This window comes from Solibacillus kalamii (genome assembly GCF_002174535.1).
Taxonomy (GTDB): Bacteria; Bacillota; Bacilli; order Bacillales_A; family Planococcaceae; genus Solibacillus; species Solibacillus silvestris.
This window is the reverse complement of the sequence record NZ_NHNT01000003.1, coordinates 121,159-134,809: the sequence shown is the minus strand read 5'-3', so window position 1 is coordinate 134,809 and position 13,651 is coordinate 121,159. Positions and strand designations below refer to the sequence as shown.

16 protein-coding genes, 1 pseudogene and 2 riboswitches are annotated in these 13,651 nt (G+C 37.3%); of the genes and pseudogenes, 13 read left to right on the top strand and 4 right to left on the bottom strand.

The genetic code is table 11. The features are described from left to right. Positions 1 to 4 precede the first annotated feature (4 nt). Positions 5 to 184: a hypothetical protein gene (locus CBM15_RS07625; RefSeq protein WP_087616852.1), complete on the top strand. Its 180-nt coding sequence runs from the start codon at positions 5 to 7 to the stop codon at positions 182 to 184. Positions 185 to 480: 296 nt separating this feature from the next. Here the strand turns inward: CBM15_RS07625 and CBM15_RS07615 are convergent, their stop codons facing one another. Then, a complete protein-coding gene (locus tag CBM15_RS07615) occupies positions 481 to 1,164 on the bottom strand; it encodes a VC0807 family protein (RefSeq protein WP_087616847.1) in 684 nt (227 codons plus the stop codon). Between the two features lie 307 nt (positions 1,165 to 1,471). Continuing rightward, positions 1,472 to 1,608: riboswitch (FMN riboswitch) on the top strand. Between the two features lie 100 nt (positions 1,609 to 1,708). Continuing rightward, a riboswitch (FMN riboswitch) is annotated at positions 1,709 to 1,843 on the top strand. A gap of 120 nt (positions 1,844 to 1,963) precedes the next feature. Between CBM15_RS07615 and ribE the strand changes: the two genes are divergently transcribed. From ribE to CBM15_RS07575, 8 genes and pseudogenes are all read left to right on the top strand, one after another. Beyond that, positions 1,964 to 2,599: a riboflavin synthase gene (ribE, locus tag CBM15_RS07610; protein WP_087616845.1), complete on the top strand. Its 636-nt coding sequence runs from the start codon at positions 1,964 to 1,966 to the stop codon at positions 2,597 to 2,599. A gap of 15 nt (positions 2,600 to 2,614) precedes the next feature. Next, positions 2,615 to 3,223, top strand: a pseudogene (gene ribB, locus CBM15_RS07605) (3,4-dihydroxy-2-butanone-4-phosphate synthase); the annotation flags it as partial. Positions 3,224 to 3,241: 18 nt separating this feature from the next. Next, positions 3,242 to 3,706 carry a 6,7-dimethyl-8-ribityllumazine synthase gene (ribH, locus tag CBM15_RS07600; protein WP_087616841.1) on the top strand — a complete coding sequence of 155 codons (465 nt, stop codon included), beginning with the start codon at positions 3,242 to 3,244 and terminating at the stop codon, positions 3,704 to 3,706. Positions 3,707 to 3,845: 139 nt separating this feature from the next. Then, positions 3,846 to 4,163 carry a PadR family transcriptional regulator gene (locus tag CBM15_RS07595; protein ID WP_079526987.1) on the top strand — a complete coding sequence of 106 codons (318 nt, stop codon included), beginning with the start codon at positions 3,846 to 3,848 and terminating at the stop codon, positions 4,161 to 4,163. Then, positions 4,156 to 5,352: a DUF2812 domain-containing protein gene (locus CBM15_RS07590; protein WP_087616838.1), complete on the top strand. Its 1,197-nt coding sequence runs from the start codon at positions 4,156 to 4,158 to the stop codon at positions 5,350 to 5,352. Before CBM15_RS07595 ends, CBM15_RS07590 begins: the two co-directional genes overlap by 8 nt. A 175-nt stretch (positions 5,353 to 5,527) precedes the next feature. After that, a complete protein-coding gene (locus CBM15_RS07585) occupies positions 5,528 to 6,724 on the top strand; it encodes a DUF2812 domain-containing protein (protein WP_087616836.1) in 1,197 nt (398 codons plus the stop codon). 317 nt (positions 6,725 to 7,041) lie between these two features. Then, positions 7,042 to 7,674: a LysE family translocator gene (locus CBM15_RS07580; RefSeq protein WP_087616833.1), complete on the top strand. Its 633-nt coding sequence runs from the start codon at positions 7,042 to 7,044 to the stop codon at positions 7,672 to 7,674. 119 nt (positions 7,675 to 7,793) lie between these two features. Continuing rightward, on the top strand, positions 7,794 to 8,519 hold the full coding sequence (locus CBM15_RS07575) for a TspO/MBR family protein (protein WP_087616831.1): 726 nt from the start codon (positions 7,794 to 7,796) through the stop codon (positions 8,517 to 8,519). A 61-nt stretch (positions 8,520 to 8,580) separates the two neighbouring features. On the opposite strand, the gene CBM15_RS07570 is transcribed toward CBM15_RS07575, so the two are convergent. Both CBM15_RS07570 and CBM15_RS07565 read right to left on the bottom strand, forming a co-directional pair. Next, a complete protein-coding gene (locus tag CBM15_RS07570) occupies positions 8,581 to 9,588 on the bottom strand; it encodes a copper resistance D family protein (protein WP_158100194.1) in 1,008 nt (335 codons plus the stop codon). Between the two features lie 68 nt (positions 9,589 to 9,656). Further along, positions 9,657 to 10,220 carry a copper resistance CopC family protein gene (locus CBM15_RS07565; RefSeq protein WP_087616826.1) on the bottom strand — a complete coding sequence of 188 codons (564 nt, stop codon included), beginning with the start codon at positions 10,218 to 10,220 and terminating at the stop codon, positions 9,657 to 9,659. Between the two features lie 157 nt (positions 10,221 to 10,377). On the opposite strand from CBM15_RS07565, the gene CBM15_RS07560 reads away from it, so the two are divergent. Continuing rightward, entirely contained in the window at positions 10,378 to 11,127 is a 750-nt protein-coding gene (locus tag CBM15_RS07560; protein ID WP_087616824.1) for an alpha/beta hydrolase, read from the top strand. 22 nt (positions 11,128 to 11,149) lie between these two features. Here the strand turns inward: CBM15_RS07560 and CBM15_RS07555 are convergent, their stop codons facing one another. Further along, positions 11,150 to 11,533, bottom strand: coding sequence for an SET domain-containing protein (locus CBM15_RS07555; protein ID WP_008403724.1), 384 nt, complete (start codon positions 11,531 to 11,533; stop codon positions 11,150 to 11,152). Positions 11,534 to 11,643: 110 nt separating this feature from the next. On the opposite strand from CBM15_RS07555, the gene CBM15_RS07550 reads away from it, so the two are divergent. From CBM15_RS07550 to CBM15_RS07540, 3 genes are all read left to right on the top strand, one after another. After that, positions 11,644 to 12,012, top strand: coding sequence for an SLAP domain-containing protein (locus CBM15_RS07550; RefSeq protein ID WP_087616821.1), 369 nt, complete (start codon positions 11,644 to 11,646; stop codon positions 12,010 to 12,012). Between the two features lie 22 nt (positions 12,013 to 12,034). Beyond that, a complete protein-coding gene (locus CBM15_RS07545) occupies positions 12,035 to 12,253 on the top strand; it encodes a hypothetical protein (protein ID WP_087616819.1) in 219 nt (72 codons plus the stop codon). A 256-nt stretch (positions 12,254 to 12,509) separates the two neighbouring features. Next, positions 12,510 to 13,649 carry an acyl-CoA dehydrogenase family protein gene (locus tag CBM15_RS07540; RefSeq protein ID WP_087616817.1) on the top strand — a complete coding sequence of 380 codons (1,140 nt, stop codon included), beginning with the start codon at positions 12,510 to 12,512 and terminating at the stop codon, positions 13,647 to 13,649. Positions 13,650 to 13,651: the final 2 nt, after the last annotated feature.

Genomic DNA, 13,651 nt, shown 5'->3' with positions numbered 1-13,651 from the left:
TACTATGAGTCGAATGAAAAGAAATTACAGCCCTGTGTTTTTGACAGCGATAATGAATAGCTTTACAGGAAGTTATACAAAAAGCCTTAAAGAGTTACGTGATGAGTTGATGACGACATACCCAGCGGATGCAAAGGAGATTCAAAAGGCATATTATTTTGTAAAAGCTGAGTTAGTAGGATGAAGGAATTTTTTATAAACAAATAGAAAATACAATGCCCATTGCAATATGCAATGGGCTATTTGTAATCGTGGTATCGAATTAAAAAGTTCCTTTAAATTTCTCGGGCTTTACGACATAGCCTTCTATAATATACCCGCAATCGGTACAAATAATGTACTCGATATTGCATCCTAAACTTAATTTATTAACAGGTGACATTACACTGTACCCGCTGTGTTTTCCTCTACCTAATTCCGTGCTGCGACATTTTGGGCATTCTTTAATGTTTGTCATCTCCATCATCCTTTCAGAAAAAATTAATCCGCCACAATGTCAGGTTCCGGCAGCTTTTCATCCTTCTTCTCCTGTAATCGATTTGTATACTTTTGAACAATTACGTTGATGTAAAAGAACATCCCCATGACAATTCCGGAAAATACCCAACTTGCTCCTCGTTTATAAATCAGCATGTCACCATAGCTGTCAATTCCATATTTCCGTAAAAGATAGACCGTAATTCCTGCCATAACAAGTCCTCGAATAATGAAAACAATCTGAATCAGCTGAAACCATCTAAAAATCCCTTTTTGAAAGAATAATGTTTTACTGTCCTTTCGAGGATAGCCTTGCAAATAGGCAAAATCAACTGCAACATACAAAGGAAAAGGCTTTTTTATAATAAATAAAATTACATAGAGAAATGTGTAAAAAAGTCCTAAATAAACATTATTCCAAATCATTTGCTCCGCTGAACCTGACAATAAATCTACCGTAGTACCTATAAGCATCGAGCCTAAAATAAACAAGCCCGTCACATTAAACTGCCGATCTTTTGCAAAGCGGTAAACAGTATAAATTATTCCGGGAACAGTGGACATCAGCATCGCGGCATAATCACCAAAAGGTTCTCGGCCAAACTTCCATATTGCATAGGGTAAAGCTGCATAAAACAGTAGTTCTATAAAGATAAGATATTTATTCGACTGTGAATTATTAGCCATAAAAGCCTCCATTACCGTAAAAAATGTTTTGTTATATTACTGAAGATTATCCGACGCTATATTTTATAAAAATAAAACCTAAAAAAGCAACCAAGCAAATGAAAGACACTTAAAATCAGCTTTAATAACTCCTTTCTATTTTCTGTAATATTATGTATATTCTTCTACGCATTACCTTGAGTAAAGTTTCAAAATTTTAATAATAGAGGGGTAGAGGTAAAAGGATTGAAGGAACAAAAAGTAAGTAGGTGCTAAAATACTATTAGCTTTTTAAAATATTTATGTTACAATAACTTTCAAATAAAATAATTTCCTTCGGGGTCGGGTGAAATTCCCAATCGACGGTGATGAGTTAATCTCTAAGCCCGTGAGCCACTTTTTGTGTGCAGGATTTTGGTGCAAATCCAAAGCCGACAGTTATAGTCTGGATGGGAGAAGGAATGGCAACACATTTTTTAAAAATTTGATTTTAAATGTGATTTTTTGCTATACACTTTTCCTGTCGCGCCTTTGTGACGGGATTTTTTATTTTATTGAAAAAAATAATTTCCTTCGGGGTCGGGTGAAATTCCCAATCGACGGTGATGAGTTTAACTCTAAGCCCGTGAGCCACTTTTGTGTGCAGGATTTGGTGCAAGTCCAAAGCCGACAGTTATAGTCTGGATGGGAGAAGGAAGCAATGTCAGCAGTTTTTTGAAAAATAACTTCAAAAAGCTTATTTGATGATGCTCAATTTTCCTCTCATCGAACTCCGAATCCAATCGGGGTTCTTTTTTAATTTTAAAAAGAGGTGAGCAGGATGTTTACAGGAATCATTGAAGAACTAGGGACGGTTGAATCGATCAGCCAGTCCACACAAGCGATGGAACTAGCCATTCGCGCAAACAAAATTCTAGACGATGTTCAACTCGGGGACAGCATTGCCGTTAACGGTGTCTGTCTGACAGTGAAACAATTCTCGTCATCCGTATTTTTAGCGGATGTTATGCCAGAAACCGTCAAAGCAACGAGCCTCCAGCAATTAGCAGCAGGTATGCCTGTCAATCTGGAACGGGCAATGTCGGCGAATGGACGTTTCGGCGGGCATATTGTTTCGGGCCATGTTGATGGAATTGCAACAATTCAACGGAAAAGACCCGTCGCCAATGCAGTTTATATTGATCTGGCGATGGAAAAGCATTTGATTGCAGAATGCATCAAGAAAGGCTCAATTACAGTGGACGGCACGAGTTTAACAATTTTTGATGTGACAGACACATTCATTACCATTTCCTTAATCCCTCATACGTATGAGCAGACTGTATTAGGCTATAAAAAGCCGGGAGATGTTGTAAACATTGAAACAGATCTAATCGGAAAATATGTAAAAAAACATTTACAAAATCAAACGGAAAGTACAATTACAATGGACTTTTTGCAACGTACAGGATTTTAGAGGAGTGGTGACAAAATGAATACAATTGAAGAAGCAATTCATGCATTGAAAAACGGTGAGATTATTATTGTATCAGATGACGAGAACCGTGAAAATGAAGGAGATTTTCTAGTTTTAGGAGAATTCGCTACACCGGAAAATATTAATTTCATGGCGCTTTATGGAAGAGGGTTAATTTGTACACCAATTTCATCTGCAATTGCAGAAAAGCTTTCCCTTCATCCAATGGTGCAAAGCAATACCGATACATATCAAACAGCTTTTACGATTAGTATCGATCATATCCATACAACAACAGGTATAAGTGCATTTGAGCGTTCTAAAACGATGTTAGCATTACTTGATCCTGCAACAAAACCGGAGCATTTTCATCGTCCGGGCCATGTGTTCCCGCTCATTGCAAAACAGGGAGGCGTGTTGGAGCGTCGCGGGCATACGGAAGCAGGCGTCGATCTGGCGAAGCTATGCGGTTCGAATGAAGTCGCAGTTATCTGTGAAATTATGAACGAAGATGGTTCAATGGCCCGCATGCCGCAGCTCAAAAAGATAGCACAAAAACATAACCTGAAATTTATTACTATCGAAGACTTAGTTCAATATATAAAATTAACTACCGTACTGGTATAAAAAGGAGTAATTAAAATGGGAAAAACATTTGAAGCACAATTATTCGGAACAGATTTGAAAATCGGAATTGTCGTAGGGCGATTCAATGAATTTATTAATGATAAATTATTAAGTGGTGCAATTGACGGCTTAAAACGTCATGGTGTTGACGAAGCAAACATTGATACAGCATGGGTTCCAGGTGCTTTTGAAGTACCGTTTGTAGCAAAAAAAATGGCTGAAACAAATAATTATGATGCAGTTATCGGTTTAGGTACGGTCATTCGCGGCTCTACAACTCATTATGATTATGTATGTAACGAAGCAGCAAAAGGAATTGCAAAAGCGGGCTTGGATACAGGAGTTCCGGTAATTTTCGGTATTGTTACGACTGAAAATATCGAACAGGCAATTGAACGTGCTGGTACGAAAGCAGGCAATAAAGGCTACGACAGCGCAATGTCTGCAATTGAAATGGCAAACTTGAATAAAATGTTTTAATAAATATTAGTGCATGCCACTCCAAAAAATTTGGGGTGGTTTTTTCTTTGCTTTCAATAACAAGTTTACAAATAATTTCATGTAGATTATTATTACGTTATACGATATATCGCGTGACATAATAGTTGGAGGAATGTATATGTCTTATAATGGCGGACCGATGACTGAAGCAATGTATTACGTATTATTGACTTTAATGCGTCCAAATCATGGTTATCAGTTAATGCAATCCATTACAGAAGTATCAAAAGGCCGTTTAACAATGGGGCCCGGAACGTTATATGGTGTCCTATCACGAATGCAAAAAGACGGATTAATCGCATTGGCAAAAGACGATGGGCGGCGAAAAATATATGAAATTACGAAAGAAGGCGAGCATGCATTAAGAATAGAATATGCTCGTCTAAAATCTCTAATTTTCGACAGCAGTATATTAGAGGAGGGAAACGATGACTAAAATGGTGCGCAAAATCCGACCAACCAACTACTGGCGAATTGGAGAACACGAAAGCTGGTTTTCGGATATGTCGTTACAGGGGCTCCACCTTCATAAAATGGGAACAAATTTAGCCCATTTTAAAAAAGGTGACCCGAAGCGAATTGAATACCGGATTGAGGTGACAGATAGGAAATTAATTACCTATGAGCAAATTGATCTGTACGAGGAAAACGGCTGGAAGTATGTCACAAGCTATCAATGGTTTCATGTTTTCTCTTCGCCAACTGAAAACAATGCACCCGAAATCCATACAGATCCTGCAGAACAGGCATTTACGTTACAGCGGCTAAGTAAAAAACTCGTATTTTATTTAATATGGATTTCTCTTGGAGTAGCCTTGATTCTAGGCATGCTTTTGGCGATGTGGTTTTTGGATGGAACCCCGGTCTTACGGTTAGTTGAAGGATATGTCGTTCAGCAAAGTATCCTTTCTCTCGTCTATATTCACTATGTTTTTTACGCGATAAGAGCTATACTGGCGATTCAAGAATTGAAAAAAAGTTTAAAAGAAGGCAAAGCCATCAATCACCATGCCCCATGGAAAAAAAGTTTGAAAAAAAATAGTGTATTTTCGGTTGTCCTTATAGGAATTATTCTTTTAAGCGGCCTAATGCCATTTTACCAATTGAAAAAGATGGATACCTTTATGATGCCAAACAATGACGAAAACTTGCCGTTTGTCCGTTTAGCCGATATCGAACAAAATCCACAGCTAACTCGGGAGGATTCTTATAGCGATGAAGTTGATTGGGCGAACCGCTATACAACAAATTGGAGTATCTTTGCACCCGTGCAGTTTGAAACGGACGAAAATGGAATAATTAAGGGTGAAATGTGGTTGGATAAAAGTGGTGCATACTCACCGAGCGTTTCTACTGAAATATACAATTTAACATTTCAGGCGTTCGCTAAACCATTGATGTCTGACTTGATGGAGTGGCATACATACGGGGATGAAAGGGAAAGTTTCATAGAAAGGAAACACCCTGGCTTTGATCATCTTATTACTCGCGAGGATGAAGAATGGAAACAATTAGTTGCATCAAAAGATAAAGTGGTAATGTATATCCGTTATTACGGATATGCAGAGTTGGATGTGATAGTGGAAAATACAGCTCAGAAAATATTGCTGCTTGCGGATAGTTAGATCCAAGCGGTGTAAAAGGCAATCCTGCATAGTCAGGATTGCCTTTTTGCTGTGAACATTTTCAATTTTTTTATTGCGTCAGGGAGTGCTGAAATGGTTTCCTGGTCTTAATTATTTATTTACAAACATTCCCTTCTATTTTATTGTTAGGTCATATAGGTGAGGAGGTGGAGCAATGGCAGAAATAGTACGCAGAATAAGACCCGGGCAATCTTGGCGTATCAAGGAACATGAAAGCTGGTTTTCCGATATGTCCGAACAAGGGCTGCATTTTTTTGAGATCGGCACATATTTTGCCAAGTTTAAAAAAGGTGATCGCAAACGAATGGATTACCGGCTGGAACTTGCAAAAAGCAAATACATATCAAGTGAAAAAATTCGGTTATACGAAGAAAGCGGCTGGGACTATATTGCGAGTGACCGCAATTTTCACGTATTTGCAGCACCGACTGAACGTAAAGCAAATGAACCTCCAATAAATCGAGAAGAGCAAATCTCAATAGCAAAAAAAGCTTTTAATAAAACATTATTTAATTTTATAGTTAATTTTATTGCAATTATTTTAATCACTACGGTCTTCGTCAAATCTTTCGAAAACGGAAATATTTCTGTTTTACAACTGATAGATGGATATACACTTGCTCCGTTGTTAGTATTATTCGTTAATTTTATACAAATACTTCCGATAGGTAAAAGCTTATTTGGAATCAATTGTTTGCGTAATGAACTTAAAGCTGGGATATTAGACGATCAACAAAAACCATGGGAAAACTTTTACCGGTCAGGTATTGTCTACAGTTTCATAGTATTAGTAATTACATTAACTCTTGTGTTTATACCGATTTACCAAATATGGAGTATGAAAACAACCTCTTTACCAGAAGAAGATACAGGGCTGCCAATTGTCCGACTTGCTTCAATTGAAAATCAGCCGCATCTTAAAAGGAAGCCATTTTACTTCGATGGCGAGGATTTGGGAAGCACCTACTCATCACAGTGGAATATTTTTGCTTCTGTTCAATATGATTCAACAGAAATGGGCGTTATTCAGGAAGGGGAATGGTACGATCCAAATCATGCATATCAACCATCAATCTCATCGGAAGTTTATAAGCTACGTTTCCATTCCCATGTTAGCTCACTAGTTAATGAGTTAATAATCAAGCATACATATGGAAGTGATCCTGCAAGTTTTAAAGAAAGAAAACACACAGCTTTTGATCGTCTGCTGATTAGGGATAATTCTTTTCATAAAGATTTTCTTTTTGTAAGGGGTCGAACTGTGATGTATATCAATTATAGGGGTCAGGTTAAAGATGATGTAATCATAGAGAAAGCTGCCGAGAAAATGGCATTGCTTGCTGACGATTGAAGGAATCGCTAGTAATATTCTAATAAATATTTAAATCATCTAATATCAATTTGACATCTTCTAATAAGTTACCGATTTTCTAATATATAAGGCAATTGTTCTAATAATGCTCTTAGATCTTCAAATAAACATTCGGAAAATGCTAATAAACCTTTGAAGTTTTCTAATAAATATAAAAGACTTCTAATAAAATCAGTCACATCAGAATGTATACAAGTAACGTCACACTAGCAATCCATTAAAATTAAAATTCCCCTAGCTTCATTTCGATGAATTATGTTAACATATTTAAAAATTCAGAAAATGAAGGTGATTAAATGGAGAATGTTCTGTTCTTTATAATTGCGTGTATACTGCTCATTATTTTACCGGGTCCTGATACAGCGATCGTTACGAAAAATACGATTGTTAACGGACAAAAGGGCGGATTTCAAACAATGGTCGGCTCTTGCGCGGGATTAACCGTCCACACAATTGCAGCGGTTGCGGGGCTATCGGCGATTATTGTAAAATCTGCCGTGGCATTTACAGTGCTGAAATATGTTGGAGCAGCCTACTTATGCTATTTAGGTATCAAAACATTAATGAGCATGCGTGCGAAAAAAGCAGATACGGAGGAAATGACGGACATTCCGGAAATTGAAGCTAAAGGCAATTCCTATTTTAAGCAGGGCCTCATTACAAATATCACAAACCCTAAAGTAGCAGTATTTTTCCTGACTTTTTTACCGCAATTCCTATCAAAAGGCGCAGAACCGTTTTGGCCATTTTTGACAATGGGAATTATCTATATTGTTTTAACATTTATTTGGTTTGCGCTCTATGTATTTTTATTAAACAAAATCCGCAATTTCATGAAAAAACCTGCTACACAATCGGTGATCGAAACGTTAACTGGAGCGGTTCTAATCGGTTTTGGCATCAAACTTGCACTTGAAAAACAGACGTGATAGTCAACATATGCGTAATTCACAACCACATTGCCCTTAAAACGCAATAGCCTTTCACCGCTTATTCTTTTTTAAAAAAGGGTATAGTTCCCTAATTCTAGAAAAAAGGATGATGAAAAATGGGCTTGTATATTACAATGTGGATAGCCATGATTGCTGTAATCGTAGTAAATGCGCTATCCAATACCCTGCCATTAAACGGGCAAACGGCATCAGAAATTACGAATCGATTAGAAGTGTTATTTACACCGGCAGGCTACGTATTTTCAATTTGGTCGTTAATTTATTTACTGCTTGTCATATGGCTGATTACGATATACCGCAAAGTGAAAGACAATCGTTTTAAAGGAAAAGTGGGTATTTTATTTATCATCAGCTGTATATTTAATATTGCTTGGCTGTTCAGTTGGCATTATGAACAGTTTATACTGTCCATTATCGTTATGTTCTTTTTGTTATTTACACTGATAGCGATTTACCTGCAGTATAAAAATACAGAAAAAGGTCTTTCAGAGCGTTTTCCGTTTTCATTTTACTTAGCTTGGATATCCGTAGCGACAATTGCTAATGTAAGTTATGTTTTAAAATATCATGGTGTCGATTTGGGGATTTCAGAGGTGGTCGGTTCGCTCGTACTTGTAGGAGTTGCGGTTATTCTCGGTTATTTGGCCGTTGCCATCTCGCAGGATATTTTCTTTCCACTAGTCATCGTTTGGGCACTAATCGGTATTGCTGTAAAAACAGATAATTCGACAATGCAGTACGGTACAATCGTATTAACGGTGATATTAATTATCGCGGCACTCATTCGCTATGTTGGGATGAAGACGAAAAAGTTCGCATAATGAATAAGGGTTGTAGTATAAGTCGTAACAGACTTGATACTACAACCCTTTATTTTGGACACTATTTGAAAAATACAATTGACATAAAGCCCATGTAAAAACATAGTGTCACCGCAAAAGTCATAGCAGCCGATACAATGACCGGCAACTGTTTAATATAACTTACGATGACAAGACCGATGAACAGTGCAGTCAACAGGAAAAATCCTAAGCCAATACCTGTCATTTGGAAATACCCGCGCATACCGGCTTCAATTGAGCTACGGTAGAACAATTCAAAAAACGGCGAAATTTCCTGTACATAAAAACTAGGTGGCTGTTGCTCACTATACAGTGCGGTAATGAATAAAATCAATATGAGCAAAATCGTTTCAATCCGTACCCATGTACGCGGTTCAAACAATGGCTTGTTCAACTTCAATTTAATGAGCAGACTGTTTGCCAAAATAATAACAGTCAACGGTACGAGCAAAACATGTTTAATGAATAGCAATTGTCCATAATTGCTCGACCAGCTTGTCACATAGCCAGGAACGATTGTGTCAGTCATCAGGACACCAGTTAAAGCAACGGCTGTAAAAGCTACGAGCGCAACAGGGGAGAACCATTTTAAAAAGGCTTCCCAGTTAAGTGCATCTTTTGAGAAAAAACTCATCATGAGTAAAATACCGAGCCAAACACTGACAGCAAGAAGGTGAACAAAATCCAGTGCCGATCCGACAATGCCTGTCATTGAACCTGCATGACTAATATAGCCAGTTGCCGCCATAATGGCGATTAAAATAAAAATTGACATGACCGCTAAAAGCTTCGTAGGTTTCTTCATAAATTGGCGAATCATTATAAGCAAAATAAACGTAAAGCCAATGACCGCGAGCCATGAATGGCCAACTTTAAATTTTATAAGCAGCATAACCACTGATTCCATGAAGCCAAACTGTGGTGTCAAAATTGTTAGCAATTGAATATTCGGTACAAATGTGACAACCGGCAAGATGACCGCGCTAACAATGAGCCACTTTGCAGAAATATCAATTTTCGGACGAACTGTTTCTGGGATACAGTACAAGATAAATGAGCCCATAAGAAGAGCTAAACTAACATAGAGTAAAAATTGACTAAAAATGGTCAATGCCATCATTTTACATTTTTCCGTTTAGCAATCGTGAAAATACTTACTATTATAATAAGAAGTAAAAGGGCTCCAACGATATATAGTAATGTATTGTTTGATGATTCTTCCTCATCTGCCGCAGTCGTTTCCGCTGCATTATTTTCTACCGTTTCGTTTACTTCTACTTGCTCTTCATTTTCTTCTGTAACTTTTTCTTCGACCGGTTCTTCAGCTACAGGTGCATCAACCGTAAATGAGAATTTACCTGACAATGGATGGCCATCAGAACTAATACTATTCCACTCAACAGTATAGTCATCATTTGGTAATGGGGAATCAAAAGTACCCGTTAATACACCATCGACTAAATCCATCGAAACTGTTTCTATTTCTTCACCGTTACTTGAAATGACTTTAAATGTACTGCCTACTTCAATTTTCCCGGCGTATGTAAGTTCGATCGCCTGCAATGTTTCTGTTACAACTGCTCCATCTTCTGGGTTAGTCGTGTCTAAATACGTATGTGCTGCTACGTTCGGTACAGCTAAAAATAACGCAGCAAGAATCGATAATAATATTGTTCTCATATTAATATGATTCTCCTTTCATAGGTTTTTTTACTCAATCCATATTGTAGCCGAACAATAAAACATTTGCACTGTTTCCGCTTTTTAAACTTGAGGAAATGTCAGTAAGAGAGAATTGTTATGCTATAATATTGTCACAAATGAAAAGGGGACCAACATGAAATATTTTGTAGAGGATATTTTTTTAAATGGACATAAACAGGCCGTCCTGCTTTTACATAGTTTTACGAGCAATGCGAAAGAGATGCACTATGTGGCAAAAATGCTTCATAATAAAGGATATACAAGTTATGCGCCAAATCTGGCAGGGCACGGAGCATCACCGGAACAATTATTTGCAAGTTCTATGGAGCAGATATGGAAACATAGCAGACAGGCAGTTCAATTTTTAATCGATGAAAAATATGAAGCGATTACGGTAATTGGTCAGTCATTAGGTGGTGTACTAGGAATAAGACTGGCAAATGAATTCCCTGAAGTGAAGGCTTTATGTATTATTTCTTCACCAGTATTGGAGCGGCCTGTGGAAGGTTTGGAACAGCGTGTTGTCTATTATTCCAAGAGGTATTTACAAAATAGAGGAAGTTCTGAACAGGAACTGCAAGATTTTTTAGACGATCACTTTCCAAGACCTGCCGAAAAACTGATTGCACTGCAGCAGTTTATCGTTAAAACAGGAAAACAGCTTCATTTACTGAAACAACCGCTTTTCCTGGCAAAAGGTATGCTCGATGAACCGGTTTTCCACCAAAGCATTGATATAATTGAAAAGACTGCAATTAGCAAATCTATTACGAAAAAAAAATACGACAACAGCGGTCATCTAATTACATTAGGAAAAGAACGCGAATTACTGACGGATGATATCATTCGATTTATCGAGGGAATAGAAAAAGGAACTGTCTAATTATTGTAGACAGTTCCTCCTGTTATTCTTCTTCGCTGTTAAACCATAACGGGTCATTATCATCAACATCGCCATTATAATTAATAAAAATCTCTTCGCCTGCTTCAATATCTTTATAGGCAAAGAAATCGAATGTTTCGTTGTCGAAATTGATTTCATATGTGGCATTCGGCTCATACGAATGGTTAAATAGCATCCCGTAGCCTAAAAGGATTGCAGAGCGTCCAATGCCAAATTCAAACGCATAATCCGCAAGATTCGTTTTTTCAATATGTTCATGCTGCTCATTTGGATAGCTTAGTACCGGTGCTTGGTGGAATAACGTTCCTTCAGGAATTGCGTTAATCGCAAAAATACCGCGATTATATTCCCCTTCACTTATCGGGGAATTCTTTACTTCGATCATATTTTTCGCCTTCTAACTTTTAAGATTCTTTCCTACTGTAACATGTATTATAGAAGAAAGGTTGTTTAATTACTTATTTACGTAAATAATTTATTGGAAGGATGAAGTTCATGCAAAAACTGCAATATGAACCCGCCTGGGATAAAGCAATTTCAGCTCAGGATCGATTATTAATAGAACAAGTTTTTCAACAAACTAAAGAACAGGACAAGAGAATTTCCTGTTGCCTTATACGAACAGCTATTAATCATAAACAACAAAAGCTCATTATTACACTTATTCATAACCGAACAGATCAGCAATTGAAATTCCGAAATACGGAAATAAGTATTATAACAGAAACGGGGAAAATTACTCAAAATTTTACAATTGATGCACTCCAAATTCCTCCTTTTTGTTCAATGCCATGGACGTTTATTTTCGACGAAAGTATTGATTTTCAATTCACAGAAATAAAACAGATAGATATTGAAATATAATGGGATTGAGGTGAAGGAATCGATGCATGAAATGAATGCAGGAATTTGGCTCACATTCGTAACCCCTATCTTTTTAGTCAGTGCATTATATTTTACACTGTCATTTTTACTACACTTGAAAAGCGACAATATTCGTTTAATGACACAATCGAAGTGGGGAGCAGTCATCTCACTGGCGATTGCTTTAATTGTGCCAGCGATCTATCAAATCGTTGTTTATTATCAAGTCATGAGTTATTAAAAATGTAAAACCAAAAGACCGCTATGTAAATAGTGGTTTTTTCTTCTTATAACCTCGAATTCATCCTTAAATCACATAATTAATTTCTAAATAAATACAAATAAATATGTTTTTTTACGTTAATCCGCTAAAAGCATACTATTCCAGTAAGAATTGTTTAAATTGGCTATTGACTTTAAATAATTGCATCTGTAAACTAACGAATTAAGAATACTGAATTGCAAGAAAATTCTATAACTAGTAAAGGAGAGGTGTTATGGGAGCAGTTGCACATATTGATGAAATCGCTGAAAAGCTTGCCGAACAGTTTAAACAGACAGCCGTAGAGAGGGATAAAATTGGAGGCAATGCTAAAACAGAGCGGGATTTAATACGAGAAAGCGGACTTTTAAAACTTTTAATTCCGATAGAATACGGTGGTTTAGGTGGAAATTGGCATGATGTATTTCAAGTTGTCCGAACGATTGCACGTGCGGATAGTTCACTTGCACATGTTTTAGGCTATCATTTTATCAATCTCGTTACACCGCATTTATGCGGGTCACATGAGCAAAAGGAATTTTATTACCGTGAAACGGCCAAACATAATTACTTTTGGGGCAATGCGTTCAACCCGGTCGCAATTCAACTGAAAGCTGAAAAGACAATGACAGGCTATGTATTAAACGGAGTAAAAACGTTCTGTTCTGGCAGTGTCGATTCGGATGTTCTATTAGTATCGACGCTAGTGGAAGGGCAGGATGAGCCATTATTGGTCGTTATTCCTAGTAAACGGATAGGTATAGATATAAAAGGCGATTGGAACAATATGGGTCAGCGTCAAACTGACAGCGGAACAATCCTGTTCGATCATGTGGAAGTACATGATGAAGAAGTGTTGGAGCAAGGCTTTTATGCAAGCGAGTTTTCACAGCTGCGTCTGAATATTGCTACATTTATTTTAAACCATGTCTATTTAGGGATTTCAGAAGGTGCTCTTCAATCAGCGCTTACATATACAAGAGAACAAACTAGACCGCGTGCCATTACACAGACATCGGCGATTGAAGATCCAATTATCCAGCATCATTACGGCCAGTTTTATGTACAGATTGAAGCAGCGAACTTGGTTGTAAAAAAAGCGGATCAAATATTACAGGAACTTTGGGATCAACCTGAAAAAATTACACCGGAACATCGCAGTAATTTGGATGATGCACTGCAAACAGCAAAAATTTTTACGACTCAAATAGGGCTTGAAATTACATCAAAAATTTTCGAAGTGATGGGCAGTCGTGCTACTGCTAGCCATTATGGTTTTGATCGCTATTGGCGTAATTTAAGAACAATGACATTGCATGTTCCGGTAGATACTTCGATCCAATCATTAGGTAAAAAATTTCTGTTAGGAGAGTGAGT